Origin of the sequence: Pseudonocardia spirodelae (assembly GCF_037727765.1) — a bacterium.
GTDB classification, from domain to species: domain Bacteria; phylum Actinomycetota; class Actinomycetes; order Mycobacteriales; family Pseudonocardiaceae; genus Pseudonocardia; species Pseudonocardia spirodelae.
The window spans coordinates 1-24,547 of sequence record NZ_JBBJUP010000031.1; the positions used below are offsets into that span (position 1 = coordinate 1).

24 protein-coding genes are annotated in these 24,547 nt (G+C 76.3%); 23 read left to right on the forward strand and 1 reads right to left on the reverse strand.

Annotated features, from left to right (window positions below; all coding sequences use genetic code 11):
- Positions 1-1,468 precede the first annotated feature (1,468 nt).
- The 10 genes from WJX68_RS24770 (at position 1,469) to WJX68_RS24815 (ending at position 12,784) form a co-directional block, all read left to right on the forward strand.
- Positions 1,469-3,001 (forward strand): hypothetical protein, encoded by a 1,533-nt coding sequence (locus WJX68_RS24770; protein WP_340295327.1) that lies wholly within the window; start codon positions 1,469-1,471, stop codon positions 2,999-3,001.
- Positions 2,998-4,005, forward strand: coding sequence for an HAD-IIA family hydrolase (locus WJX68_RS24775; protein ID WP_340295329.1), 1,008 nt, complete (start codon positions 2,998-3,000; stop codon positions 4,003-4,005). Before WJX68_RS24770 ends, WJX68_RS24775 begins: the two co-directional genes overlap by 4 nt.
- Positions 4,006-4,075: 70 nt before the next feature.
- Positions 4,076-4,282, forward strand: a complete 207-nt coding sequence (locus tag WJX68_RS24780; RefSeq protein WP_340295331.1) for a hypothetical protein — start codon at positions 4,076-4,078, stop codon at positions 4,280-4,282.
- Between the two features lie 2 nt (positions 4,283-4,284).
- Positions 4,285-5,118 carry a TlyA family RNA methyltransferase gene (locus tag WJX68_RS24785; protein WP_340295333.1) on the forward strand — a complete coding sequence of 278 codons (834 nt, stop codon included), beginning with the start codon at positions 4,285-4,287 and terminating at the stop codon, positions 5,116-5,118.
- Positions 5,115-6,041, forward strand: a complete 927-nt coding sequence (locus WJX68_RS24790; protein ID WP_340295335.1) for an NAD kinase — start codon at positions 5,115-5,117, stop codon at positions 6,039-6,041. Before WJX68_RS24785 ends, WJX68_RS24790 begins: the two co-directional genes overlap by 4 nt.
- 90 nt (positions 6,042-6,131) lie before the next feature.
- On the forward strand, positions 6,132-7,988 hold the full coding sequence (gene recN / locus WJX68_RS24795; protein ID WP_340295337.1) for a DNA repair protein RecN: 1,857 nt from the start codon (positions 6,132-6,134) through the stop codon (positions 7,986-7,988).
- 118 nt (positions 7,989-8,106) lie between these two features.
- Positions 8,107-9,294, forward strand: coding sequence for a putative cytokinetic ring protein SteA (gene steA / locus WJX68_RS24800; protein WP_340295339.1), 1,188 nt, complete (start codon positions 8,107-8,109; stop codon positions 9,292-9,294).
- The gene (locus tag WJX68_RS24805; RefSeq protein ID WP_340295341.1) at positions 9,291-10,211 is read left to right on the forward strand and encodes a copper transporter; all 921 of its coding nucleotides are present in this window, start codon (positions 9,291-9,293) and stop codon (positions 10,209-10,211) included. Before steA ends, WJX68_RS24805 begins: the two co-directional genes overlap by 4 nt.
- A 22-nt stretch (positions 10,212-10,233) precedes the next feature.
- Entirely contained in the window at positions 10,234-12,006 is a 1,773-nt protein-coding gene (locus WJX68_RS24810; protein WP_340295343.1) for a CTP synthase, read from the forward strand.
- 145 nt (positions 12,007-12,151) lie between these two features.
- Entirely contained in the window at positions 12,152-12,784 is a 633-nt protein-coding gene (locus WJX68_RS24815) for an NUDIX domain-containing protein (protein WP_340295345.1), read from the forward strand.
- Between the two features lie 4 nt (positions 12,785-12,788).
- Here WJX68_RS24815 and WJX68_RS24820 read toward each other — a convergent pair whose 3' ends face one another.
- On the reverse strand, positions 12,789-13,661 hold the full coding sequence (locus WJX68_RS24820) for a DUF1707 domain-containing protein (RefSeq protein WP_340295347.1): 873 nt from the start codon (positions 13,659-13,661) through the stop codon (positions 12,789-12,791).
- A 61-nt stretch (positions 13,662-13,722) separates the two neighbouring features.
- On the opposite strand from WJX68_RS24820, the gene WJX68_RS24825 reads away from it, so the two are divergent.
- The 13 genes from WJX68_RS24825 (at position 13,723) to WJX68_RS24885 (ending at position 24,531) form a co-directional block, all read left to right on the forward strand.
- Positions 13,723-14,715 (forward strand): LLM class F420-dependent oxidoreductase, encoded by a 993-nt coding sequence (locus tag WJX68_RS24825; RefSeq protein ID WP_340295349.1) that lies wholly within the window; start codon positions 13,723-13,725, stop codon positions 14,713-14,715.
- A gap of 11 nt (positions 14,716-14,726) precedes the next feature.
- Positions 14,727-15,641, forward strand: coding sequence for a site-specific tyrosine recombinase XerD (locus WJX68_RS24830; RefSeq protein WP_340295351.1), 915 nt, complete (start codon positions 14,727-14,729; stop codon positions 15,639-15,641).
- A gap of 91 nt (positions 15,642-15,732) precedes the next feature.
- Positions 15,733-16,362: a DUF4097 family beta strand repeat-containing protein gene (locus WJX68_RS24835; protein ID WP_340295353.1), complete on the forward strand. Its 630-nt coding sequence runs from the start codon at positions 15,733-15,735 to the stop codon at positions 16,360-16,362.
- A gap of 188 nt (positions 16,363-16,550) precedes the next feature.
- Positions 16,551-17,444 (forward strand): ParA family protein, encoded by an 894-nt coding sequence (locus WJX68_RS24840; RefSeq protein WP_340295355.1) that lies wholly within the window; start codon positions 16,551-16,553, stop codon positions 17,442-17,444.
- Positions 17,441-18,415: a segregation and condensation protein A gene (locus WJX68_RS24845; RefSeq protein ID WP_340295357.1), complete on the forward strand. Its 975-nt coding sequence runs from the start codon at positions 17,441-17,443 to the stop codon at positions 18,413-18,415. Before WJX68_RS24840 ends, WJX68_RS24845 begins: the two co-directional genes overlap by 4 nt.
- The gene (gene scpB, locus WJX68_RS24850) at positions 18,412-19,239 is read left to right on the forward strand and encodes an SMC-Scp complex subunit ScpB (RefSeq protein WP_340295359.1); all 828 of its coding nucleotides are present in this window, start codon (positions 18,412-18,414) and stop codon (positions 19,237-19,239) included. Before WJX68_RS24845 ends, scpB begins: the two co-directional genes overlap by 4 nt.
- Positions 19,240-19,244: 5 nt before the next feature.
- Positions 19,245-20,006 (forward strand): pseudouridine synthase, encoded by a 762-nt coding sequence (locus WJX68_RS24855; RefSeq protein ID WP_340295361.1) that lies wholly within the window; start codon positions 19,245-19,247, stop codon positions 20,004-20,006.
- Entirely contained in the window at positions 20,006-20,368 is a 363-nt protein-coding gene (gene aroH, locus WJX68_RS24860) for a chorismate mutase (protein WP_340295363.1), read from the forward strand. The genes WJX68_RS24855 and aroH overlap by 1 nt, the downstream gene beginning before the upstream one ends.
- Before the next feature lie 101 nt (positions 20,369-20,469).
- Positions 20,470-21,144, forward strand: a complete 675-nt coding sequence (gene cmk / locus WJX68_RS24865) for a (d)CMP kinase (protein ID WP_340295365.1) — start codon at positions 20,470-20,472, stop codon at positions 21,142-21,144.
- Positions 21,141-21,821 carry a lysophospholipid acyltransferase family protein gene (locus WJX68_RS24870; RefSeq protein ID WP_340295367.1) on the forward strand — a complete coding sequence of 227 codons (681 nt, stop codon included), beginning with the start codon at positions 21,141-21,143 and terminating at the stop codon, positions 21,819-21,821. Before cmk ends, WJX68_RS24870 begins: the two co-directional genes overlap by 4 nt.
- 56 nt (positions 21,822-21,877) lie before the next feature.
- Positions 21,878-23,290 carry a ribosome biogenesis GTPase Der gene (gene der / locus WJX68_RS24875; RefSeq protein ID WP_340295373.1) on the forward strand — a complete coding sequence of 471 codons (1,413 nt, stop codon included), beginning with the start codon at positions 21,878-21,880 and terminating at the stop codon, positions 23,288-23,290.
- Positions 23,290-24,252: a quinone oxidoreductase family protein gene (locus tag WJX68_RS24880; RefSeq protein WP_340295369.1), complete on the forward strand. Its 963-nt coding sequence runs from the start codon at positions 23,290-23,292 to the stop codon at positions 24,250-24,252. Before der ends, WJX68_RS24880 begins: the two co-directional genes overlap by 1 nt.
- A gap of 45 nt (positions 24,253-24,297) precedes the next feature.
- The gene (locus WJX68_RS24885) at positions 24,298-24,531 is read left to right on the forward strand and encodes a hypothetical protein (RefSeq protein WP_340295371.1); all 234 of its coding nucleotides are present in this window, start codon (positions 24,298-24,300) and stop codon (positions 24,529-24,531) included.
- Positions 24,532-24,547: the final 16 nt, after the last annotated feature.

The window sequence follows — 24,547 nt, forward strand, 5'->3', positions numbered from 1 at the left end:
CCGCCGACATTCAACCTCAGAAAGGGGAGTCCGCAACGGTGTAGAGCCGCTGCGGACTCCCCTTTTTTCGTATGTGTGCGGCCGTGGTCACCGCGTGACGCGGCACGGTTCGCCCGGTGCGGTCCTCGACCGCGGAAGTGACGGTGTTCGTTTGTACCCTGACCACGTGACGGACGGGGAACGTCCCGGCAACGGCCGGGCAGGCGGGGACCGCGGATCGGGCTGGTCCCGCGGAGACGACCAGCGGGGACGGCGCCGCGACGGCGACGACCGCTCGCGTCGGGACGACCGGGGCGAGCGCCGCGGTGGCGACCGGCCGCGTGACGACCGTGGGCGCTCGGGTGAGCGCCGCGGCGGTGCCGGCGGCTGGTCGGACCGCGGAGGACGCGACGGCGGGTTCCGCGACGACCGACGCGGCGGCGGATCGGCGTCGCGCGACGGTGCACGGGGCGGGCGCGACGACCGCCGTCCCACCCGCGACCGTGACGACCGCGGCCGCGACGAGCGCCGGTCCTTCCGTGATCGCGACGAGCGCGGCAGCCGTCCGTTCCGTGACCGTGACGACCGCGGCGGACGCCCGTCCGGCGACCGGCGGGACCGGCCGTCGGGCGGAGGGGCGTTCGGCGATCGCGGCGAGCGTGGCGGCCGTCCGTTCCGGGACCGGGACGACCGCGGCCCGCGTCCGTCGGGGGACCGTGACGACCGCGGTCCCCGCGCGTACCGCGACCGGGACGACCGCGCCGGCCGGTCCTTCGGCGACCGTGGCGGGCGCCCCTCCGGCAACCGCGACGACCGCGGCGGCCGGCCGTACGGCGACCGGGACGCGCGCGGCACGCGGCGGTTCGATCGTGACGACCGCGGTGGGCGTCCTGCCGGCGACCGGGCGGAGCGTGGAGGTCGTCCGTTCCGTGACCGGGACGACCGGGGCGGCCGCCCGCAGCGCGCCGGGGACGACCGGGGCGGGCGCCCGTTCCGCGACCGCGACGACCGTGGCCCCCGCTCCTTTGGGGACCGCGACCGGGACGGTGGCCGGGACGACCGCGGTCCGCGCACCCACCGCGACGACCGCGGCAGCCGGTCCTACGGCGACCGCGACGACCGCGGTGCCCGCTCCTTCCGCGGGCGTGACGACCGCGCGGACCGGTCCCCGGGGGGCCGCGACGACCGTGGCGGCCGCACCTACCGCGACCGGAACGACCGGAACGACCGGAACGACCGAGGCGGGCGCCGGGACGACCGTGCGGACCGCCGGTCCGGGGACCGCGACGAGCGCGGCACCCGCCCGTACCGCGACCGCGACGAGCGTGGCGGCCGTCCCGTCCAGGACCGCGCGAGCCGTCCGTACCGCGCACGCGACGACCGCGACGCCGGGCGGCGCCCGGCGGACGTGCGGGACGCGCTGACCGCAGGACCGGACCAGCAGGATCCGCGTGACGACCGGGACGCGCTGCGGTCCTCGGACGACGTCGTGAGCCCGGCGCCGGCCCCGGTGGCCGGGACCGCCACCTCGGAGGCGCCGTCCGGGCCCGCCGAGCCGGTGATCGGGACGACCGGGACGACCGGGGGCGGCACCTCGGCCGCGGCGCGCGACACCGAGGTGACGCACACCGAGCCCGTGGCGGCGTCGGCGACCGTCGACGCCCCCGCCGGCGCGGGCGACGCGACCGAGCCCGTCGCCACCGGCGATATGCCGCGCTTCGCCGACGGCGACACCGCCGCTCGCGAGGACGCTGCGCACACGCCGAGCGGAAGCGGCGAGCGTCCGGTGCGCCGGGACGACGACCGTCGCGAGGACCGCGGTGACGACCGGCGTGCCCCCCGGGGCCGTGAGGACCGCGGTCCCCGTCGCGACCGCGACGACCGCGGCCCGCGCTCCGGTCGCGACGACCGCGGCGCACGGTCGGGTCGCGACGACCGCGGCCCCCGTGGCGGGCGCGACGACCGTGGCGAGCGCCGCGACCGCGACTCCCGTCCGCGTCGCATCCCGGAGTCGGCCGAGCGCACCTTCGTGGCCGAGCCGGACCTGCCCGACTCGGTCTCGGCGTCCGACCTGGACGCGAGCGTGCGCGCGGACCTGCGCGGGCTGCAGAAGGAGACCGCCGAGGTCGTGGCGCGTCACCTCGTGGCCGCCGGTGTCCTCGTCGACGAGGAGCCGGAGCTGGCGCTCGAGCACGTGCGCTACGCGCGTCGCCGGGCCTCCCGGATCGCCGTCGTCCGCGAGGCGTCGGGCATCGTCGCCTACCACGCGGGGGAGTGGAACGAGGCCCTCGGCGAGTTCCGCGCCGCCCGTCGCATGGGTGGCGGGCCCGGGCACGTGCACGTCATGGCCGACATCGAGCGCGCGCTCGGGCGCCCGGAGCGGGCCCTCGACCTCGCCCGCAGCCCGGAGGCCCGCAACCTCGGCCACGAGGAGCGCATCGAGCTGCTGATCGTCGCCGCCGGGGCGCGGCGTGACCTGGGGGAGACCGGCGCGGCCGTCGTCGGGCTGCAGGTCCCCGAGCTCGACCCGGCGCGTCGGGATCCGTGGAGCGCCAGGCTGTTCTACGCCTACGCCGACAACCTGCTCGCCGCCGGACGCGAGGCCGAGGCCGTGCAGTGGTTCGTGCACGCCCACGACGCCGACCCGCGCCACGAGACCGACGCCGCCGCCCGCATCGCGGAGCTGACCGGCGAGGAGCTCCCCGGTTCCGAGGACGACCTCGCGATCGGCTGGGAGGACGCGCCGGTGGGCGACGGTCCGATCCGCCCGTCCGCGCCGCTCGACGAGGACGCCGACACCGCGGACGCCGACACCACGGAAGAGGACGCTGCGGAGGGCGGCACGACGGCGGAGGCCGCCACCCCGGCCGCCCGGGAGACGGCTGCGGCCGACAGCGGCCCGGCGGACGAGGTCGACCGGACCACCGCGGAGCCCACCGGCCCCGCGCCCACCGGAACCGCACCGGCCACCCCGGCCGACGGCACCGGGCCCGGCACCGCGTCGGGGACGTCCGACCGGTGACCGACGACCTGCTCTCCCGCCACGACGTCCTCCTGGCCGACCTCGACGGCACCCTCTACCGGGGCCCCGAGGTCGTGCCGGGGGCCGTCGAGGCGGTCCGCGGCGCCGCGGACCGCGGCGTCCCCACGGTGTACGTCACCAACAACGCCTCGCGCAGTCCCGGCGACGTCGCGGCGCACCTGCGTGAGCTGGGGTTCCCGGCACGTGTCGAGGACGTGCGCACCAGCTCCCAGGCCGCGGCGGCCATGCTCGCCGAGCAGCTGCCGTCCGGGGCGCGGGTGCTGGTCGTCGGCACCGCGGCGCTGGCCGACGAGGTCCGGGCCCGCGGCCTGACCGTCGTGGACGGCGCCGCGGACGCCGACGCCGTCGTCCAGGGGCACTCGCCCGACACGGGATGGCGGGTGCTCGCCGAGGCGGTCGTCGCGATCCGCGCCGGCGCGGTGTGGGTCGCGTCCAACGTCGACCTCACGCTGCCCACCGAGCGCGGACCGCTGCCCGGCAACGGCTCGATGGTCCAGGTCGTCCGGACCGCCGCCGGCGTCGAGCCGCAGGTCGCGGGCAAGCCGGCGGCGCGGCTGCTGCGCGAGGGCTGCGGGGACGCGCGGCGCCCCCTCGTCGTCGGGGACCGGCTCGACACCGACATCGAGGGCGCGCACGCGATGGGCGCGCCGTCGCTGCTGGTGCTCACCGGCGTCAGCGGCGCCGCCGAGCTGCTCGCCGCGCGCCCGAAGCTGCGCCCGACCTGGATCGGGACCGACCTCGCGGCCCTCACCCGTGACCCGGACGACCTCGCCCCCGGCCCGCGTCCGGGCTGGGACGTCACCCTCGACGGCGCCACGCTCGTCCTCACCGGCGACGGCACCGGTGACGAACCCGCCGTCGACGCGCTGCGGGCGCTGTGCGCCGCGGCCTGGGAGCACGGCACCGACGACGTCCGCGGCGACGGCTCCGCGGCCGCGACGGCACTGCGCGAGCTCGGCCTGGCGGACCGGGCAGGACGGTGACGGCGCGTCCCGGCCGCCGCCGGGACCGTCGGCTACCGTGGCGTCAGAACCCCGTCCCCGGAGATCCTCGATGACCGTTCCCGCCCCCGGCCCGCGCCCGGGCGACCCCCGGCCCGGCGCCGAGCGCCCGGTCGCCGCCCTGCGCGCCGAGGTCGACGCCGCGGTGACCGCGCTCGACGCACTCGACGACCGTCCCGTCGCCGAGCACCCGGCCGCCTTCGAGCGGGTGCACGCCGCGCTCGGCCGCGCGCTGGGCGCCGGCGCGGAACGGGAGTGACGGTGGCCCCCACCCGCGCACGGCTCGACGCCGAGCTCGTCCGCCGCAAGCTGGCGCGCTCCCGCGGCCAGGCCGCCGAGCTGATCGCGGCCGGCCGCGTCGTCGTCAACGGGATGCCCGCCGGGAAGCCGGCGACGGTCGTGGACCGGGACGCCCCGGTCGTCGTCCGCCCGGACGACGACGGCGAGCCCGACTGGGCCTCCCGCGGCGCGAAGAAGCTGCTGGGCGCCCTCGACGCGTTCACCTCCGTGGACCCCGCCGGGCGCCGCTGCCTCGACGCCGGTGCCTCCACCGGCGGGTTCACCGACGTCCTGCTCACCCGCGGCGCGGCCGAGGTCGTCGCGGTCGACGTCGGCTACGGCCAGCTGATCTGGCGGCTGCAGTCCGACGAGCGGGTCCACGTGCACGACCGCACCAACGTGCGGGCCCTGGAACCGGAGCAGATCGGTGGTCCGGCCGACCTGACCGTCGCCGACCTGTCGTTCATCTCGCTGCGCACCGTGCTCCCGGCGCTCGCCGCGTGCACCGCGCCCGGAGGCGACCTGCTGCCCATGGTCAAACCACAGTTCGAGGTCGGCAAGGACCGGCTCGGGTCCGGTGGGGTCGTCCGCGACCCCGCGCTGCGCACCGAGGCGCTGCACGGCGTCGCGACCGCCGCGGCCGGCCTCGGCCTGCGCGTACTCGGCGCCACCGCGAGCCCGCTGCCCGGACCGTCGGGCAACGTCGAGTACTTCCTGCACCTGCGCCGCCCCGCCGGGGGCGACGACGCACCCGAGCCGGTGGGCGCGGAGCTCGGGCCGCTGCTGGCCGCCGCCGTGGCGGACGGACCGGCATGAGGGACGTCCTGCTCGTCCTGCACACCGGGCGGCCCACCAACCGCAAGACCGCGCTGCACGTGATGGGGGAGCTCGGCCGGCTCGGCCTGCGCACCCGGGTGCTCGCCGACGAGTGGGCCGAGCTCGCCGCGGACCCCGACGTGCCCGCCGGGCTCGCGCCGGTCCCGGTGCCGGGCAGCCCGGAGTGCGCGCGGGGCGCCGAGGCCGTGCTCGTCCTCGGCGGGGACGGCACCCTGCTGCGCGCCGCGGACCTCGCCCGGCCCGCCGGTGTCCCGCTGCTCGGGGTCAACCTCGGTCACGTCGGGTTCCTCGCCGAGGCCGAGGAGGACACGCTGCCCGAGGCGCTGCAGAAGCTCGCCGACGGTGACTACGAGGTCGAGGAGCGCACGACGCTGGAGGCCGTCGTCACCTCCGCCGGGCAGGTCCTCGGCCGGGCGTGGGCGCTGAACGAGGCGGTCGTGGAGAAGACCACCCGCGGACGGATCCTGGAGGTCGTCCTGGAGGTCGACGGCCGCCCGGTGTCCTCCTTCGGCTGCGACGGCGTGCTCTGCTCCACCCCCACCGGGTCGACGGCCTACGCCTTCTCCGCGGGCGGGCCGCTGGTGTGGCCCCAGGTCCAGGCGCTGCTGGTGGTGCCCAGCAACGCACACGCGCTGTTCGCCCGGCCGATGGTGATCGCCCCGGAGAGCACCGTCGCGATCGAGGTGTCCGCCGACGGCCCGTCCGCGGTGCTGGACTGCGACGGACGCCGCACCGTGTCCGTGCCGCCCGGGGCGCGCGTCGAGCTGCGCCGCGCCCACGAGCCGGTGCGGATGGTCCGCCTGGCCGCGCAGCCCTTCGCCGACCGGCTCGTGCGCAAGTTCGACCTGCCCGTACGCGGCTGGCGCGGCGCCCGCACGCAACCCCCGTCTTCGAACGCCTGATCGACCGCTCGGCGCACGGGAACATCCGTTCGGTGCCGGCCGCGTGTCGGGCCCCGTCCGTTGTCGGTGTTCGAACGTATGGTCCCACCCATGTTGTCCGAGATGCGGATCCAGGGACTCGGCGTGATCGACGACGCGACCCTGGAACTCGACCCGGGCCTGACCGTGCTCACCGGGGAGACCGGCGCCGGGAAGACCATGGTCGTGACCGGGCTGAACCTGCTGGGTGGCGGCCGTGCGGAGTCCTCGCGCGTGTCGGCGGGCGCGCGGCGCGCGGTGGTGGAGGGGCGGTTCGCGGCCTCACCGGGCGCGCTGGAGCTGGCCGAGGAGGTGGGCGCCGAGGCCGACGACGACGGGTCGCTCATCGCCGCCCGGACCGTCTCGGCCGATGGACGGTCCCGTGCCCACCTCGGCGGCCGCTCCGTCCCGAACGGCGTGCTGGGGCGTCTCGCCGAGAGCCAGCTCGCGGTGCACGGACAGAACGACCAGCTGCGCCTGCTCCGCGGCTCGGACCAGCGGGCCCTGCTCGACCGCTTCGCCGGTGACCCGGTCGCGGTCCCGCTGGCCTCCTACCGGTCCGTGCGCACCGAGTGGCTCGAGGTCGTCACCGAGCTCGCCGAGCGCCGCGACAACGCCCGCCGGCTCGCGCAGGAGGCCGACCTGCTGCGGCACGGGCTCACCGAGATCGAGGCCGCCGAGCCGCAGCCGGGGGAGGACCGCGAGCTCGTCGAGCAGGCCCGCCGCATGGCCGAGGCCGACGACCTGCGCGCGGCCGCCGAGGGCGCCCGGCTGGCACTGTCCGGCTCCGACGACGGGGACACCCCGGGCGCGGTCGGTCTCGCCGGGCACGCGAAGGGGCTCGCGGAGGGCAGCGGCGACCCGGCCCTGGAGGAGCTGGGCCCGCGGCTGACCGAGGCGATCGCGGTGCTCGCCGACGCCGCCGCCGAGCTGTCCGGGTACCTCGACCGGCTCGACGCGGACCCGGAGCAGCTCTCCCGGGTCCTGACCCGGCAGGCCGAGCTCAAGGCGCTCACCCGCAAGTACGCCGCCGACACCGACGGGGTGCTCGCGTGGGCCGCGACGGCGCGCGAGCGCCTGGCCGGGCTCGACACGTCCGACGAGGCCCTCGCCGAGCTGTCCGCCCGGCGCGACGCGCTCGCCGCCGACCTCGCCGGGCACGCCGCCGAGATCACCGCGGCCCGCACCGAGGCCGCCGCGCGGCTCGCCGAGGCCACCACCGCCGAGCTCGCCGGGCTCGCGATGAAGGACGCCACGCTGCAGGTCGCGGTGCTGCCGCGGGCCGCCGCGGACGCCGGCCCGGTGCTCGAGGTCGGCGGGCGGCGCTGTCAGGCCGGGTCCAGCGGCGTCGACGAGGTCGAGATCCGGCTCGTCCCGCACTCCGGCGCGGTGGCGCAGCCGCTGCACAAGGGCGCCTCGGGCGGTGAGCTGTCGCGGGTGATGCTGGCGCTGGAGGTCGCGCTGGCCGGTGCCGACCCGGTGCCGACCATGGTGTTCGACGAGGTCGACGCCGGGGTCGGCGGCCGCGCCGCCGTCGAGATCGGCCGCCGGCTGGCGCAGCTGGCGTCGCGCCACCAGGTCATCGTCGTCACCCACCTGCCGCAGGTGGCGGCCTACGCCGACCGTCACCTCGTGGTGCAGAAGGCCTCCGGCGAGGGCGTCACCCGCTCCAGCGTGCGCCGCCTCAGCGACGAGGAGCGCACCCAGGAACTGGCCCGGATGCTGGCCGGGATGGACGACACCGACACCGGCCGGGCGCACGCGGAGGAGCTGCGCACCGCGGCGACCGCGCACCGCGAGGCCGACCGGGCCGCCGCACGCCCGGCCGACCTCGCCGCGGCCCGGTCCCGCCGCGCCGGCACGCCGCGGACGGGGGCGGCGCAGACCGCGGGCGGGACCCGCCGGCGCCGCGTCGCCCGCGCCGGCTGAGCCCCCGGGCCGGGGTGGGCACGAGCTGCCCCGCGGCGGTCGTCCGTGCCGGTGACGTCGGGATCTCGCGCGGCGTGCCTGCGTGGTCACGGGCGTCCCACCTGTCACAGTGCGGCCCATGAAGCTGTCCGGCCTGCTGCACCGTTCCCGACCGGAGCTGCCGGGCCTGACCGGCCCGGCGCGCGCCGACCGCCGTACGGAGAACGTGCTGCGGCGGCTGCGGCCCGGCGACATCGCCGTCATCGACCAGGTCGACCTCGACCGCGCGACCGCGGACGCACTCGTCTCCGCGCGGGTGGCCGCCGTCGTCAACGCCGCTCCGTCGATCTCCGGGCGGTTCCCGAACCTCGGACCGCAGGTGCTCGTCGAGGCGGGCATCCCGCTGGTCGACGACTGCGGGCCCGACACGCTGCGCGCGGTCAAGGACGGCATCAGGGTCCGCCTGCACGACGGCGTCCTCTACACCGGTGAGCAGCCGCTGTGCGAGGGCCGCGAGCAGACCGAGGACACCGTCGCCGACGCCCTCGACGAGGCCAAGCAGGGGCTCACCCACCAGCTCGAGGCGTTCGCCGCGAACACCACCGAGTTCATGCGGCGCGAGCGGTCGCTGCTGCTCGACGGCCACGGGGTGCCCGAGGTCGACGTCGACCTCGACGGGCGCCCGGTGCTCGTCGTCGCCGCGGGGTTCGAGCACGTCTCCGTGCTCAAGCAGCTCAAGGGCTACATCAAGGAGTACCGGCCGGTCCTGGTCGGTGTCGGGGCGGGTGCCGACGCGCTGGTCGCGGCCCGGTACAAGCCCGACCTCGTGGTCGCCGACCCGTCGGAGGTGTCGAACCAGGCGCTGACCTGCGGCGCCGACGTCGTCGTCCCGGCGTTCCCGGACGGGCACGCCCCCGGGCTGCACCGGGTGCAGGACCTCGGGGCCAGCGCGGTGACCTTCCCGTCGATGGCCAACCCGGAGGACCTCGCGCTGCTGCTCGCCCACCACCGGGGCGCGTCGATGATCGTCACCGTGGGGCTGTCGGCGTCGATGGCGGAGTTCCTCGACCGCGGCCGCTCCGGCAGCAACGCCTCGACCTTCCTGACCCGCCTGCAGGCCGGGGGCACCGTCGTCGACGGCGTGATGATCGCCCAGATGTACCGCAGCCGGACCTCCTTCGCGCCGCTGCTGCTGCTCATCGCGGCCGCGGTCGTCGCCGTCGTCGTCGCGGTACTGGTGTCCGGCGGCGGTCCGGCGGTGCTCGACTGGGCCGGCGCGGTGTTCGCGACCGTGCGGTCCTGGGTCTCCGGGTGGTTCCCGGCGTGATCTCGCGGCGCCACCACCGGATCGCGCTTGCCGCGGTGTTCGTGCTCGCCCTCGCGGCCGGGTTCGCGCTGGCCGCGGTCGGGGTGCCGCAGCGGATCGCGGACGCGGCCGCCGCGAGCACGTCGCGCAGCGACACCGACGCGCTGCGGGCCGAGCGCGACTCCCTCGCCGCGCAGCTGCGCGGCGCCGACGAGTTCGCCGGCCGCGTCGGGCCGGACCTGGTGCGCGGACGGCTCGACGGCGTGCCAGTCACGGTGATCGCGCTCGGCGCCGACCCGGCCGACACCCGCGCGGTCTCCGAGCTCGTCGTCGCCGCCGGCGGCACCGTGGCCGGTGACGTCGTACTCACCCCGGCCGTCACCGACCCGGCCCGTGCCGACGCGCTGCGGGACCTCTCGGCGCGGCTGCTGCCCGCCGGGGCCCAGCTTCCGTCCTCCTCGGAGGCCGGTGCGCTGGCCGGCGGCCTGCTCGGCGCCGCACTGCTGTCCCCGCCCGACGGCGCGGCCCCCGACCCGGCCCGCAGCGGCGCGGTGCTCGCCGGGCTCGCCGCGGGCGGCTTCGCCGAGACCCCGGCCGCCACCCCGGCACCCGGCCGGCTCGCCGTCGTCGTCACCGGCAGCGGCTACTCCGGAGTCGACGCCTCCGCCTCGGCCGCCACCGCCACCGCACTGGCCGCCGAGCTCGACCGGCGCGGCGGGGGAGCGGTCCTCGCCGGGCGCGACGCCGCTCCGGGGTCGGCCGTCACCGCCGCCCGCGCCGGCGGCACCGGCGGGTCCCGGCTCGCGACCGTCGACGGCGTCGGCACCGGTGCCGGGCGCGTCGCGACCGTGCTCGCGCTCGCCGAACGCCAGGGCGGGGGGACCGGTCGCTACGGCTCCGGAGACGGCACCACGGGGCCGGTTCCCGCGTCCCCCTGACCGATCGGTAGGCTGAAACTCCGTGCAGACTCGCGCCACCCGTCATCTGTTCGTCACCGGTGGGGTCGCGTCCTCGCTGGGCAAGGGCCTGACCGCCTCCAGTCTCGGTCAGTTGCTCACCGCGCGCGGGCTTCGCGTCACCATGCAGAAGCTCGACCCCTACCTCAACGTGGACCCCGGGACGATGAACCCGTTCCAGCACGGCGAGGTGTTCGTCACCGAGGACGGTGCGGAGACCGACCTCGACATCGGGCACTACGAGCGGTTCCTCGACCGCGACCTCGCCGGTCGGGCCAACGTCACCACCGGCCAGGTCTACTCCGAGGTCATCGCCAAGGAGCGCCGCGGCGAGTACCTGGGCGACACCGTGCAGGTCATCCCGCACATCACCAACGAGATCAAGGACCGCGTCCTCGCGATGGCCGAGCCCGACGCCGAGGGCCTGGCCCCCGACGTCGTCATCACCGAGGTCGGCGGCACCATCGGCGACATCGAGTCGCTGCCGTTCGTCGAGGCCGCCCGTCAGGTGCGCCACGAGGTCGGCCGGGACAACTGCTTCTTCCTGCACGTGTCGCTGGTGCCCTACCTGGCGCCGTCGGGCGAGCTGAAGACCAAGCCGACCCAGCACTCGGTCGCGGCGCTGCGCAACATCGGCATCCAGCCCGACGCCGTCGTCCTGCGCGCCGACCGCGAGATCCCCGAGGGCATGAAGCGCAAGATCTCGCTGATGTGCGACATCGAGCTCGACGGTGTCGCCGCCTGCCCGGACGCCCCGTCGATCTACGACATCCCGAAGGTGCTGCACGGCGAGGGCCTCGACGCCTACGTCGTGCGCCGGCTCGGGCTGCCGTTCCGCGACGTCGACTGGACCGTGTGGGGCGACCTGCTCGACCGCGTCCACCACCCGCGCGAGACCGCGACGATCGCGCTCGTCGGGAAGTACGTCGACCTGCCCGACGCGTACCTCTCGGTGACCGAGGCACTGCGCGCGGGCGGCTTCGCCCACCACGCGAAGGTCGCGATCCGCTGGGTCCCGTCGGACACCTGCGAGACCCCGGCCGGTGCGGCCGAGGCCCTCGACGGCGTCGACGCCGTCCTGGTCCCGGGCGGGTTCGGCATCCGCGGCATCGAGGGCAAGCTCGGCGCGATCACCCACGCCCGGACCCGTCGCATCCCCACCCTGGGGCTCTGCCTGGGCCTGCAGTGCATGGTCATCGAGACCGCCCGGCAGGTCGCGGGCCTCGACGGCGCCAGCTCGACGGAGTTCGACCCGGACACCGAGCACCCCGTCATCTCGACGATGGCGACCCAGCGCGACGTCGTCGCCGGCGAGCGCGACATGGGCGGCACCATGCGCCTGGGCGCCTACCCGGCGGTGCTGCAGCCGGGCTCGGTGGCGGCGAAGGCGTACGGCTCGCGGGAGATCTCCGAGCGCCACCGGCACCGTTTCGAGGTCAACAACGCCTACCGGCAGCGGCTCACCGAGGCCGGGCTGGTGTTCGGCACCTCGCCGGACGGCACCCTGGTCGAGTTCGTGGAGCTGCCCGCCGCGCAGCACCCGTTCTTCGTCGGCACCCAGGCCCACCCGGAGCTGAAGAGCAGGCCCACCCGCCCGCACCCGCTGTTCGCCGCGTTCGTCAAGGCGGCGCTGCGCTACCGCGCCGAGGACCGGCTGCCGGTGCGGCTGCCGGGCCGCGACAGCGACACCGACGACGCCGCCGAGGCCGTCGAGGGCGACGACGCCGTCGTCGCCGCGACCGGCAACGGCGCCGTCCCGGCCGAGCGCACGCGCTGAACGGCACGGGCCGCACCGCACCGGTGCGGCCCGCGCCGTCCGGCGCGGCGGGCCGCCCGCACACCCGCAGCCGCCTCGCGGACCGCTGCCGGGCGACTACTGTTCGGCGGGTGATCGAATCGCGCACGTGCCGGGCGGTGACCCGGTGACCCGACCCGGTGAGCACGACTTCCCGGTCCGCTCGGCCACCGACATCTACTCGGGGCGCGTCATGGCGCTGCGGTCCGACCGGGTCGTGATGCCCGGTGGCCGGGTCGCGACCCGCGAGATCCTGGAGCACCCGGGCGCGGTGGCGGTCGTCGCCGTCGACGAGTCGCAGCGCGTGCGGATGCTGCACCAGTACCGCCACGCGGTGCGGCGACGGCTGTGGGAGCTGCCCGCCGGCCTGCTCGACGTCGCCGGGGAGGACCCGGCCGTCACCGCGGACCGGGAGCTGACCGAGGAGGCCGGGCTGTCCGCGTCGGACTGGTCGGTGCTGCTCGACGTCGTCCCCTCGCCCGGCTTCTCCGACGAGTCGGTGCGCATCTACCTCGCGCGCGACCTCGTCGAGAAGGACCGCCCCGAGCTGGGCGACGACGAGGAGGCCGACCTCGAGCTGCGCTGGGTCCCGATCGCCGAGGCGGTCGGGATGGTGTTCGCCGGGGAGATCGTGAACGCGGTGTCCTGCGCCGGTCTGCTCGCGGCCCGTGCGGTGCTGGCGGGGGAGTTCGACCCGCGCCCGGTCGAGGCCGAGTGGGTCGACCGCCCGTTCCGCTTCGCCCGCCGCGCCGACGAGTAGGGCCTCAGGGCCGCAGCGGGCGCCCGTCGGGGTCGCGCGGCGACCCGGCGAGGATCACGATGCCGTCGATGAACGACCAGACGGCGCCGAAGCCCAGCGTCACGAACGTGACGACGAGCTGGGCGATCGCCAGTCCGATGTGGCCGGAGTAGAAGCGGCCGATCCCGATCGGCAGGAACAGCTGCAGCAGGCCGGCGACGACCTTCTGCTTGTCCGAGTAGGGCAGTCCCGAGTACGGCTCGCGGCCGAAGGGCGCCGCCGGGTCGTAGCCGCCGTAGGCGGGCGGGCCCGGGTGGGGCGGGTACGCGGCCCCCGGGTACGGCTGCGGCCCGCCGGCCCAGGCGGGCGGCGCCGCGGACCACTGGCCGCCGGCCCACGGCGCGCCGCCGGCCGGTCCGGGGCCGCCCGGGTACGGGCCCGGTCCGGTGCCCGCCGGGAAGCCGGTGTCGCCGTACGGGCCGGGCCAGGGCGGGCGGGTCGTGCCGGTCGGCGTCCGGTCGGGGTACGGACCTGCCGCCGGGTGGCCCGACGGGTCCGGCCGCGGGGTCTCCCGCGTCGGGTCCGGCACGGCGAGCCGGGCGGTCCGCTCGCCCTCGCCCGCCGGGGTGCCGGGCGTGGTCGCGGTGTCGCCGTCCGTCGGGCCGGTCGACGGGCCCGCCGACGCGGCGGCGGTGGTGTCGCCGTCCTCCGGGGCGGCCGGGTGCGGCTCGGGCAGGTCGGAGAACAGCACGGCCAGCTCCGGCCGTGTCGTCGCGGACCGCGCGCGGCGCACCCGCTCGTCGAACGCGTCGACGTCGAGACGGCCGCCGGTGTAGTGCCGCGACAGCGCGCGGACGGCCTCCTCCTGCTCGGCGTATCCGATCGGGTCCGTGCTCATGGCCCGACCGTAGCGGGGGAGCGGGCGCGCCCGCCGTACGGCGCGGTCCTACGCTCGCCCCATGCGCTTCGGACTCTTCGTGCCCCAGGGCTGGCGTCTCGACCTCGTCGGCATCGACCCCGCCGCCCAGTGGGACGTCATGCGCGGCCTGACCGAGCACGCCGACCGGGGCGAGAGCTGGGAGTCGGTCTGGGTCTACGACCACTTCCACACCGTCCCCGAGCCGACCGACGAGGCCTGCCACGAGGCGTGGAGCCTCATGGCCGCCTTCGCCGCCGTCACCGAGCGGGTGCGGCTCGGCCAGATGTGCACCTGCATGGCCTACCGCAACCCCGCCTACCTGGCGAAGGTCGCGGCGACCACCGACGTGATCTCGAAGGGCCGCGTCGAGATGGGCATCGGCGCCGGCTGGTACGAGCACGAGTGGCGGGCCTACGGCTACGGCTTCCCCCGCCCCGGCGAGCGCCTGGCCATGCTCGACGAGGGCGTGCAGATCATGCGCCAGGGCTGGCGCGAGGGCCGGGCCACCCTCGACGGGCGGCACTACCGGGTGGACGGCGCGATCGTCGCGCCGAGGCCCCTGCAGGACGGCGGCATCCCGCTCTGGATCGCCGGCGGCGGCGAGAAGGTGACCCTGCGGATCGCCGCGCAGTACGCGCAGTACACCAACTTCGACGGCACCTTCGACGGCTTCCGCCACAAGTCGGCGATCCTGGCCGACCACTGCCGCGAGCTCGGCACCGACTACGACGCGATCGTCCGCTCCGCGAACTACAACGTCGCGATCGGCAGCACCGAGGCCGAGGTCGAGGACCGGCTCGCGCAGCTCGTCGCCCGCCTCGAGCCGGTCGTCGGCCGGGAGAAGGCCGAGGGCGCGCTGGGCGCCTTCCGCGGGCTGCCGGGCGTCGGGACGCCGGAGCAGATCGTGGAGAAGCTGGCCGCCCTGCAGGACGTCGGCATGAGCTACGGGATCTTCTACTTCCCCGAGGCCGCCTACGACCGGTCCGGGATCGAGCTGTTCGAGCGCGAGGTCGTCCCCGCCCTGCGGGGCTGACAGTGCCCACGATGCGCCGGGTGGCCGAGGACTACCTCGGCCACCTGGCCGTCGAGCGGGGGCGGGCGCAGAACACCCTGCGCTCCTACCGGCTCGACCTGGAGCGCTACCTGGGCCACCTCGACGGGCTCGGCCGCACCGACCCGCCCGCGGTGCGCGAGGCCGACGTCGCGGGGTTCGTGACCGCGCTGCGGACCGGGGAGCGGCCGCTGGCGGCGTCCTCGGCGGCGCGGGCGCTGGCCGCGGTGCGCGGGCTGCACCGCTTCGCGCTGCGCGAGGGACTGGTGCCGGTCGACGTGGCCGCCGGCGTCGCACCGCCCGCGCTCGGCTCGCGGCTGCCGACGGCGCTGTCGGTGGACCAGGTCGACCAGCTGCTGGCCGGCTGCGTCTCCGACGGCCCGGTCGGGCTCCGGGACCGTGCGCTGCTGGAGCTGCTCTACTCCACCGGGGCGCGGATCTCCGAGGCCGTCGGCGCCGACCTCGACGACCTCGACCCCGGGGCGCGGACGATCCTGCTGCGCGGCAAGGGGAACAAGCAGCGGATCGTGCCGGTCGGGCGGCCTGCGCTCGCCGCCGTCGACGCGTACCGGGTCCGCGCCCGGCCCGACCTGGCCGCCCGCGGCACCGGCAGCCCGGCGCTGCTGCTCAACGCGCGCGGCAACCGCCTGTCCCGGCAGAGCGCCTGGCACGTGCTGCGCGGCGCGGCCGAGGCGTCCGGACTGCCGGGCGCGGTCGTCGCCGCCGTCTCCCCGCACACCCTGCGGCACTGCTTCGCGACGCACCTGCTCTCCGGCGGCGCCGACGTCCGCGTCGTGCAGGAGCTGCTCGGGCACGCCAGCGTCGCGACCACACAGATCTACACCCACGTCACGGTGGACACCCTGCGCGAGGTCTACGCGACCGCGCACCCCCGCGCCCGGGGCTGACGCCGCGGTCCACTACGTTGCGGACCCCATGCGGTACGGAGCGTGGGTGACGGCGGCGGTGGCGGGACTCCTCCTGGCCGGGTGCGGTGCGGTGGGCGGCACCGGAGCGGCCGGGCAGGAGTCGGTCACCGACACGGTCGACGGGACGGTGGCCCGGGTCGAGGTCGACTCCGACGCCGGTGCGCTGCGCCTCGTCGCGGGCGACCGGGCGTCGGTGGCGCAGGACCTGCGCTGGACCGGCGACGCGCGGCCGCAGGTCGAGCACCGGCTCGACGGCGACGTCCTGCGCATCACCGTCCGCTGCCCGGACCGGGGCGGCGAGCGTTGCCAGGCCGGGCTCGTCGTCACCGCGCCCGCCACGGCCTCGGCACGGGCCGAGCTCGCCGCCGGCGGCATCGAGGTGCAGGGGCTGACCGGTGCGCTGGACCTGCGGTCCTCGGCGGGGGAGGTCGGCGGCAGCGGCCTCGGGCCGGGCGACGTGCGCGCGTCCTCCAGCGCCGGCGGGGTGGACCTGACCTTCGCCGCGGCCGCCGCGGACGTCACCGCCGAGTCCACCGCCGGCGAGGTCGTCGTGCGGGTCCCGGTCGGACCGGCCTACGAGGTCACCGCCGCGACGACCGCCGGCTCGACCACGGTGCAGGTGCCCGACCAGCCCGGCGCCGACCACCGGATCAGCGCCCGCAGCACCGCGGGCGGGGTCTCGGTCCTGCCGGCCGCCTGACGGGGGCGACACGCCGGGCACACCGACGCGGAACCACGGGGGACCGCGGGTAGGGTGAGCCGACATCCATACCGCGACGCGGCCCGACGGGCGCGTCGCCGCACGTGGGGACGTTTCCTGCAGTGCGGTCGGGGCCCGGTCGGGTCCGTCCGACCCGGCACGGTACCCGCGACGAGACCGGAGACCGCATGAACCCGACGCGGCCGGAGGCCCAGGCCAGGCTCGACGACCCGAGCGACGAGCCCGCGCCGGATCACGGGCGAGGCACCCAGACCACCAGCGCACGCGCCCCCCAGCCGGCGCCGCTGACCGTGCACGGCCCCGCCCGCGTGATCGCCGTGGCGAACCAGAAGGGCGGCGTCGGGAAGACCACGTCGACGATCAACCTGGGCGCCGCGCTGGCCGAGTACGGCCGCCGTGTCCTGCTCGTGGACTTCGACCCGCAGGGTGCGCTGTCGGTGGGGCTCGGGGTGCAGCCGCACCAGCTGGAGTCGACCGTCTACAACCTGCTGATGGAGCGCGGCGTCGAGTCCGGCGAGGTGCTGCAGGACACCGGGGTCGAGAACCTCGACCTGCTGCCGTCCAACATCGACCTGTCCGCCGCCGAGGTCCAGCTCGTCACCGAGGTCGGGCGCGAGCAGGCGCTCGGGCGGGCGCTCAAGCCGTTCCTGCCCGACTACGACATCGTGCTCATCGACTGCCAGCCGTCGCTGGGCCTGCTCACGATCAACGCCCTCGCCTGCGCCGACGAGGTCCTGATCCCGCTGGCCTGCGAGTTCTTCTCGCTGCGCGGTGTCGCCCTGCTCATGGACACGATCGGCAAGGTCACCGAGCGGCTCAACCCCGACCTCACCCTGCTCGGGGTGCTCCCGACGATGTTCGACACCCGCACCCTGCACACCCGCGAGGTCCACGACCGCGTGGTGGAGGCGTTCGGGGACAAGGTGTTCGACGCCGTCATCAACCGGACGATCAAGTTCCCCGAGACCACCGTCGCCGGCGAGCCGATCACGACGTGGGCGCCGACGTCCTACGCCGCGGACGCCTACCGGATGCTCGCGCGCGAGGTCATCGCCCGGTGACGCTGCTCGCCGACGGCGCCCCCGAGGGCCTGGAGCCGTCGCCCCGGCGGCGGTTCACGGTCCGGCTGGCGAACTTCGAGGGCCCGTTCGACCTGCTGCTGCAGCTGATCGGCAAGCACGAGCTCGACGTCACCGAGATGGCCCTGCACAAGGTCACCGACGACTTCATCGCCCACCTCGCCGATCTCGGCGACGACGCGGACCTCGACGAGACCACCGAGTTCCTCGTCGTCGCCGCGACCCTGCTCGATCTCAAGGCGGCCCGGCTCGTGCCCGGCGCCGAGGTCGACGACGAGGACGACCTCGCCCTGCTCGAGGCCCGTGACCTGCTGTTCGCCCGGCTGCTGCAGTACCGCGCCTACAAGGAGGCCGCGCAGCTGTTCGTCGAGCTGGAGAACGGGGCGATGCGCCGCTTCCCGCGCTCGGTGGCGATCGAGGACCGCTACGCCGACCTGCTGCCCGAGGTGCTGCTCGGCGTCGACGCGCAGGCGTTCGCCGAGCTCGCCGCGACGGTGTTCCGGCCCCGCCCGCCCGCGGAGGTCGGGGTCGACCACCTGCACGCGGTGCACGTGTCGGTGCCCGAGCACGCCGCCGTGCTGCGCGAGCGGCTCGCGCTGGCCGGGTCGGCCAGCTTCGCGGAGCTGACCGCGGACTGCGTCGCGACGCTGGAGGTCATCGCCCGGTTCATGGCGCTGCTGGAGCTGTACCGGGAGCGCTCGGTCGCCCTCGAGCAGCCGGAGCCGTTCGCGGACCTGACCGTCACCTGGACCGCCGACCGGGAGGACGACCCCGTCGCCTACGCCGCCGCGCTGGAGGACGAGGCCGCGGCCGCCGAGGAGGCCGTGCGGGCCCGAAACCGGCGGCGCCGCAAGAAGAACCGGGTCGACGACGCCGAGGCCGGCACCGACCCCGACGGGGACGACGACGCCGGGGAGGCCCCCGACGCGGACCGTGCCGGGGCCCGGCGGTGACCGAGCCGGACGACCGGCCGGGCTCCGCCGACCCGGAGGACCCGTCCGAGCTGCTGCGCCTCATCGGGCGGACGGTCCCGCGCAGCCCCCACGCCACCCCGCCCCCGGACGCCACCCCGCCCCCGCACCCGGCCCCCGATCCGCCGGCGCACACCCCCACCGACGGTCCGGCCGGGGATCGGGAGCTGCGGAACGGCACCGCGGACGACGATGTCGCGACGCCCGACGACCCCGGGGCGGACGGTGCCGAGCCCGAGGAACCCGACTTCCACGAGCTCGCCGACGACGCCGAGCTCGAGCACGCGCTGGAGGCGCTGCTGCTCGTCGTCGACGCCCCCGTCGACGAGGCGTCGCTGGCCACCGCGCTGAACCAGACGCCGTCACGGATCCGGCAGACGCTGCACCGCATGGCGCTGGCCTACACGGCCGACCGGCGCGGCATCGACCTGCGGCGCGCGGGGGAGGGCTGGCGGTTCTACACCCGCGACCGCTACGCCCCCTACGTCGAGAAGATGCTCATGGACGGCCAGCGCGCCCGGCTCACCCGGGCCGCGCTGGAGACCCTCGCCGTCGTCGCGTACCGCCAGCCGGTCACCCGGGCGCGGGTGTCCGCGGTGCGCGGCGTCAACTGCGACGGGGTGCTGCGCACCCTGCTCACCCGCGGCCTGGTGGAGGAGGCGGGCACCGAGGAACAGACGGGTGGCACCCTGTTCCGGACCACCGAGCTGTTCCTGGAACGGCTCGGCCTGTCCTCGGTGCAGGAGCTGCCGCCGCTGGCCCCGCTGCTGCCCGACATCGACGCCATCGACGACCTGGAACACTGATCACCATGAGCAACACACACGACCCCGACGGCGTCCGGCTCCAGAAGGTGCTGGCCCGCGCGGGCGTCGCCTCCCGGCGTGCGGCCGAGGACCTCATCGCGCAGGGCCGCGTGCAGGTGGACGGCGAGACCGTCCGCGAGCAGGGCCGCCGGATCGACCCGGACACCGCCGTCGTCCACGTCGACGGCGCCCGGGTGACCCTGCGCGACGACCAGGTGTACCTGGCGCTGAACAAGCCGGCCGGGATGCACTCGACGATGTCCGACGACATGGGGCGCCCCTGCATCGGCGACCTGCTCGCCGACCGCGTCGAGATCATGAACTCCGCGCAGCGGCTCTTCCACGTCGGCCGCCTCGACGCCGACACCGAGGGCCTGCTGCTGCTCACCAACGACGGCGAGCTCGGCCACCGGCTGATGCACCCGTCCTACGAGGTGCCGAAGACCTACCTGGCCGAGATCGAGGGCAAGATCGCCCGCGACCTGGGCCGGCGGCTGCGCGACGGCGTCGAGCTGGAGGACGGCCTCGCCCGCGTCGACGCGTTCAAGCTCGTCGACGCCGTGCCGGGCCGCTCGACCGTGCAGCTCGTGCTGCACGAGGGCCGCAAGCACATCGTGCGCCGGATGCTGGCCGAGGTCGGCCACCCCGTGCAGCGGCTGGTGCGCACCGCGGTCGGCGAGGTCCGGCTGGGCAACCAGCGGCCCGGCAAGCTCCGCCCGCTCGACCGCGTCGAGGTCGGCGCGCTGTACAAGGCGGTCGGGCTCTGATGGCGGTGCGCGCGCTGCGCGGCGCCACCCAGGTCGACGCCGACGACCGCTCCCAGATCCTCGACCGCTCCGCGGAGCTGGTCACCGCGGTCCTGGAGCGCAACGAGCTCGTCTCCGACGACATCATCTCGATCTGGTTCACCGCGACGCCGGACCTCACCGCGGAGTTCCCCGCCTACGCCGCGCGGCTGCTCGGGCTGACCGACGTGCCGCTCATGTGCGCCACCGAGATGTCGGTGCCCGGCGCGCTGCCGCGGGTGCTGCGGCTGCTCGCCCACGTCGACACCCCGAAGCCGCGCTCGGCCATGCGGCACGTCTACCTGCACGGGGCCCGCGCACTGCGCACCGATCTGCCCCAGTAGGACACCCCGCCCCGTCGTGGCGCAGGCCGACCGGCGACAATGCCGGACGCAGCAACTCGACAGTGTGGGGGATCCAGGTGGCCTTGCGGGGCGTCGTCGCGATGGACGGTCCGTCCGGGACGGGCAAGTCGACCGTCTCGCGACGGCTGGCGCAGGCCTGCTCGGCGGCCTATCTCGACACCGGGGCCATGTACCGCGCCGCGACGCTCGCCGCGTTGCGGGCGGGGCTCGGCGAGGGCGCCGGGGAGGACGAGATCGCGCGCGTCGCCGTCGCGGCCCGGCTGGAGTCGGGCACCGACCCGGCGTCGCCGTCGATCACCCTCGACGGCGAGGACGTCTCCGGCCCGATCCGCGGCCCGGAGGTCACCGGCTTCGTCTCGGCGGTCTCGGCGGTGCCGCAGGTGCGCGCCGAGATGGTCGCCCGCCAGCACGCGCTGATCCGCGCGGCCGTCGACGGCGGTGGCGGGATGGTGGTCGAGGGGCGCGACATCGGTACCGTGGTGGTGCCGGACGCGCCGCTCAAGGTCTACCTGACGGCGTCGCCGGAGGTCCGCGCGGCTCGGCGCGGGCGACAGGACGAGAAGGCGGGCCGCAAGGCCGACCTGCACGTCACGCTGGCCGACGTCGAGCGCCGGGACCGGCTCGACTCCTCGCGCCGGGTGTCGCCGCTCTACGCGGCGGCCGACGCGCTCGTGCTCGACACCGACCACCTGTCCGCGGACGCGGTGCTGGCCCGGCTGCGCGAGCTCGTCGCCGCCCGGGGGCTGGACGGGTGAGCCGGGCGCGTGCACTGCCCCAGGACGCCCTCGGGTGGCTGCACGACCTGGCCCGCTGGATCGGGACGTGGCTGTGGGCCCCGTTCTACCGGGTCCGGGTGCACCACCCGGAGCGGATCCCGGCCGACGGGCCGGTGGTGCTCGTCGCGAACCACAGCGCGTTCGTCGACGGGCCGCTGCTGTTCGGCATGTTCGGGCGCCGCGTGGTGTTCCTGGTGAAGGCGGAGATGTTCCGCGGCCCGCTGGGGCCGCTGCTGCGGCTGATCGGGCAGGTGCCGGTGCGGCGTGCCGTCGTCGACCGGCGGCCGCTCACCACGGCACTGGCGGTGCTGCGCGACGGCGGCATGGTCGCGGTGTTCCCGGAGGGGACCCGCGGCTCCGGCGACGTCGCCGGCGGGGTCGGCGCGGCCCGGCAGGGGGCGGCGTGGCTGGCGCGGGCGTCGTCGGCGCCGCTGCTGCCGGTGGCGGTGCGCGGCACCCGCCGCCCGGACGGGGCCGGCCGCCGGTTCCGCCCCCGGGTGGAGGTGCTGGTCGGCGAGCCGCTGCCGGCGCCGTCGGCACCCGGGCGGGACGGCCTGGCCGCCGCGACCACCGAGGTCGCGACGGCCCTGCGGACCCTGGTCCGCGAACTGGAGAGCTATACGGCCGAGGTGGCCGGGGACGTGAGAGAGCAGTGAGCGAGAACGAGTTCGGCACGGGCGTGGAGATCGGCGACCTGGCCGACCGCGCCGAGATGGAGCGGCTGGGCCTCGACCCGGCCGAGTTCGTCGCGGTCGACGAGGAGGGCCGCGTCACCGCGGGCATCGACCCCGACGAGGTGCTGGCGACCCCGACCCTCGCCGTCGTCGGCCGGCCCAACGTCGGCAAGTCCACGCTGGTCAACCGCATGCTGGGCCGCCGCGAGGCGGTCGTGCAGGACGTGCCGGGCGTGACCCGCGACCGCGTCGTCTACGACGCGCTGTGGAACGGCCGCCGCTTCAAGCTGATGGACACCGGCGGCTGGGAGCCCGACGCCGCCGGCCTGCAGGCCTTCGTGGCCCGCCAGGCCGAGACCGCGATGCGCCTCGCCGACGCGGTGCTGCTCGTCGTCGACGCCTCGGTCGGCGCGACCGCCACCGACCAGGCCGTCGCCCGGGTCCTGCGCCGCGCCGACGTGCCGGTGATGCTCGCCGCGACCAAGGTCGACGACGACCGGCTCACCGCCGACACCGCCGAGCTGTGGCGGCTCGGGCTCGGCGAGCCGCACCCGGTGTCGGGCCTGCACGGGCGCGGCTCCGGTGACCTGCTCGACGCGATCCTGGAGATCCTCCCGGAGACCCCGCGCGACGACTTCGGCGCCTCCGGCTCCGGGCCGCGCCGCGTCGCGCTGGTCGGCAAGCCCAACGTCGGCAAGTCCAGCCTGCTGAACAAGCTCGCCGGCGAGGAGCGCTCGGTCGTCCACGACGTCGCCGGCACCACCGTCGACCCGGTCGACTCCCTCGTCGAGCTCGACGGGCGGGTCTACCGCTTCGTCGACACCGCCGGGCTGCGCAAGCGGGTCAAGATGGCGTCGGGCATGGAGTACTACGCCTCGCTGCGCACGAGCTCGGCGGTCGAGGCGGCCGAGGTCGCGCTGGTGCTGATCGACGCGTCCGAGCCGATCGCCGAGCAGGACCAGCGGGTGCTGACGATGGTCGCCGAGTCCGGCCGCGCCCTGGTCATCCTGTTCAACAAGTGGGACAAGGTCGACGAGGACCGCCGCCACCAGCTCACCCGCGAGCTGGAGCGCGACCTGATCAGTGTGCGGTGGGCGGAGCGGGTCAACGTCTCGGCGCTCACCGGGCGCGCCACGTCGCGGATCGCGCCCGCCCTGGACCGGGCGCTGGCGTCCTGGGACACCCGCGTGCCGACCGGCCGGCTCAACCAGTGGCTCAAGGACCTCGTCGCGGCGACGCCGCCGCCGGTCCGTGGCGGCAAGCAGCCCAAGATCATGTTCGCGACGCAGGCGCAGACCCGCCCGCCGACGTTCGTGCTGTTCACCAGCGGCTTCCTCGAGGCCGGGTACCGCCGGTTCGTCGAGCGCAGGCTGCGCGAGGAGTTCGGGTTCGGCGGCAGCCCGATCCGGGTCTCGGTCCGGGTCCGGGAGAAGCGGCCGCGGAAGAAGTGATGCGGGTCCTGCGCGGCCGTTCCGGCGCCGGCATCTGGGAGGTCGCCGAGGCGGCCGTCCCGGAGCCGGGGCCCGGTGAGCTGCTGGTGCGGGTGCGGGCGGCCGGGGTGAACCGGGCCGACCTGCTCGCGCTGCGCGGCGGCTACCCCGTCCCGCACGCGGCGGCCGACGGGTCGTTCACCGCCGGCATGGAGCTGGCGGGCGAGGTCGTCGCGGCCGGCCCGGGCACCGCCGGGCGCGGGCTCGGGGACCGGGTGTTCGCGACGGCGGCCGCGGCCTTCGCCGAGTACGCCGTCGTCGACGCGCGCCGCGCGCTCGCCGTCCCGGCCGGGCTGTCCTGGACCGGGGCCGCCGCGCTGCCCGTGGCGCTGGAGACCGTGCACGACGCGCTCGTCACCCAGGCCGGGTTCGACGGCGCGGGCGCGGTGCTCGTCCTGGGCGGCACCACCGGGGTCGGGCAGGTCGCGGTGCGGCTGGCCGCCGCGCTCGGCGCCGACCCGGTGTTCGCGACGACGACGTCGCCGGGCAAGCGCGACGCCCTCGCCGCGGCCGGGGCGCACCCGCTCGTCGGCACCCGCGGGCTGGCCGGCCTCCCCACCGAGGTCGACGTCGTGCTGGACCTCGTCGGCGGCGACCACCTGGCCGCCGCGCTGCCCGCCGTCCGGATCGGCGGCACCGTCGTGCAGATCGGCCGCCTCGCCGGGCCGTCGGCGACGCTGGACCTGAACACGCTGTCGTTCCGGCGGCTGCACCTGATCGGCACGACGTTCAGCGTCCGCACCGCCGACGAGCGCGCCGCGGTCGCCGCGGCGCTGACGCCCGTCCTCGACCTCGTCGGCGACGGCCGGGTGCGCGCCACCGTCGACCGCGTCGTCGGTCTGGAGGAGGCCCCGGCCGCGGTGGAGCACCTGCGTTCGGGAGCCGCCGTCGGCAAGGTCGTGATCGAGGTCTCCGGATCGTGACCCCGCGGGCGTAACCGTGCGCGCGGCACCGACGAGTCCTCCGGCGTGACGGTGCTGGAGCGGCTGTGGGTGTGGCGGGTGCGTGCCGCCTGCGAGATGGCGCTGGCCTCCCGCGGAGGCGACGAGCTCGTCGACGACGCCCGCACCGAGGCCGCCTGGTACGCCGACCTGCTGCACCCGTGGGACGGCTGCGGCTGCGAGCCCGACGCGCGGGTCCACGCCTGGCTCTCGATCCTGATGGCGCGGCGCACGGTCGCCGCGCACCCCCTGGAACGGTGACGGGCGTTTCACTAGC

Bases quoted from the DNA above. Each gene is read 5' to 3' on its own strand.
- WJX68_RS24780 (WP_340295331.1), top strand. From the start codon at position 4,076: ATGACCGTTCCCGCCCCCGGCCCGCGCCCGGGCGACCCCCGGCCCGGC.
- WJX68_RS24790 (WP_340295335.1), top strand. From the start codon at position 5,115: ATGAGGGACGTCCTGCTCGTCCTGCACACCGGGCGGCCCACCAACCGC.
- recN (WP_340295337.1), top strand. From the start codon at position 6,132: ATGTTGTCCGAGATGCGGATCCAGGGACTCGGCGTGATCGACGACGCG.
- steA (WP_340295339.1), top strand. From the start codon at position 8,107: ATGAAGCTGTCCGGCCTGCTGCACCGTTCCCGACCGGAGCTGCCGGGC.
- WJX68_RS24820 (WP_340295347.1), bottom strand. From the start codon at position 13,661: ATGAGCACGGACCCGATCGGATACGCCGAGCAGGAGGAGGCCGTCCGC.
- WJX68_RS24825 (WP_340295349.1), top strand. From the start codon at position 13,723: ATGCGCTTCGGACTCTTCGTGCCCCAGGGCTGGCGTCTCGACCTCGTC.
- WJX68_RS24830 (WP_340295351.1), top strand. From the start codon at position 14,727: ATGCGCCGGGTGGCCGAGGACTACCTCGGCCACCTGGCCGTCGAGCGG.
- WJX68_RS24840 (WP_340295355.1), top strand. From the start codon at position 16,551: ATGAACCCGACGCGGCCGGAGGCCCAGGCCAGGCTCGACGACCCGAGC.
- WJX68_RS24855 (WP_340295361.1), top strand. From the start codon at position 19,245: ATGAGCAACACACACGACCCCGACGGCGTCCGGCTCCAGAAGGTGCTG.
- aroH (WP_340295363.1), top strand. From the start codon at position 20,006: ATGGCGGTGCGCGCGCTGCGCGGCGCCACCCAGGTCGACGCCGACGAC.
- cmk (WP_340295365.1), top strand. From the start codon at position 20,470: ATGGACGGTCCGTCCGGGACGGGCAAGTCGACCGTCTCGCGACGGCTG.
- der (WP_340295373.1), top strand. From the start codon at position 21,878: ATGGAGCGGCTGGGCCTCGACCCGGCCGAGTTCGTCGCGGTCGACGAG.
- WJX68_RS24880 (WP_340295369.1), top strand. From the start codon at position 23,290: ATGCGGGTCCTGCGCGGCCGTTCCGGCGCCGGCATCTGGGAGGTCGCC.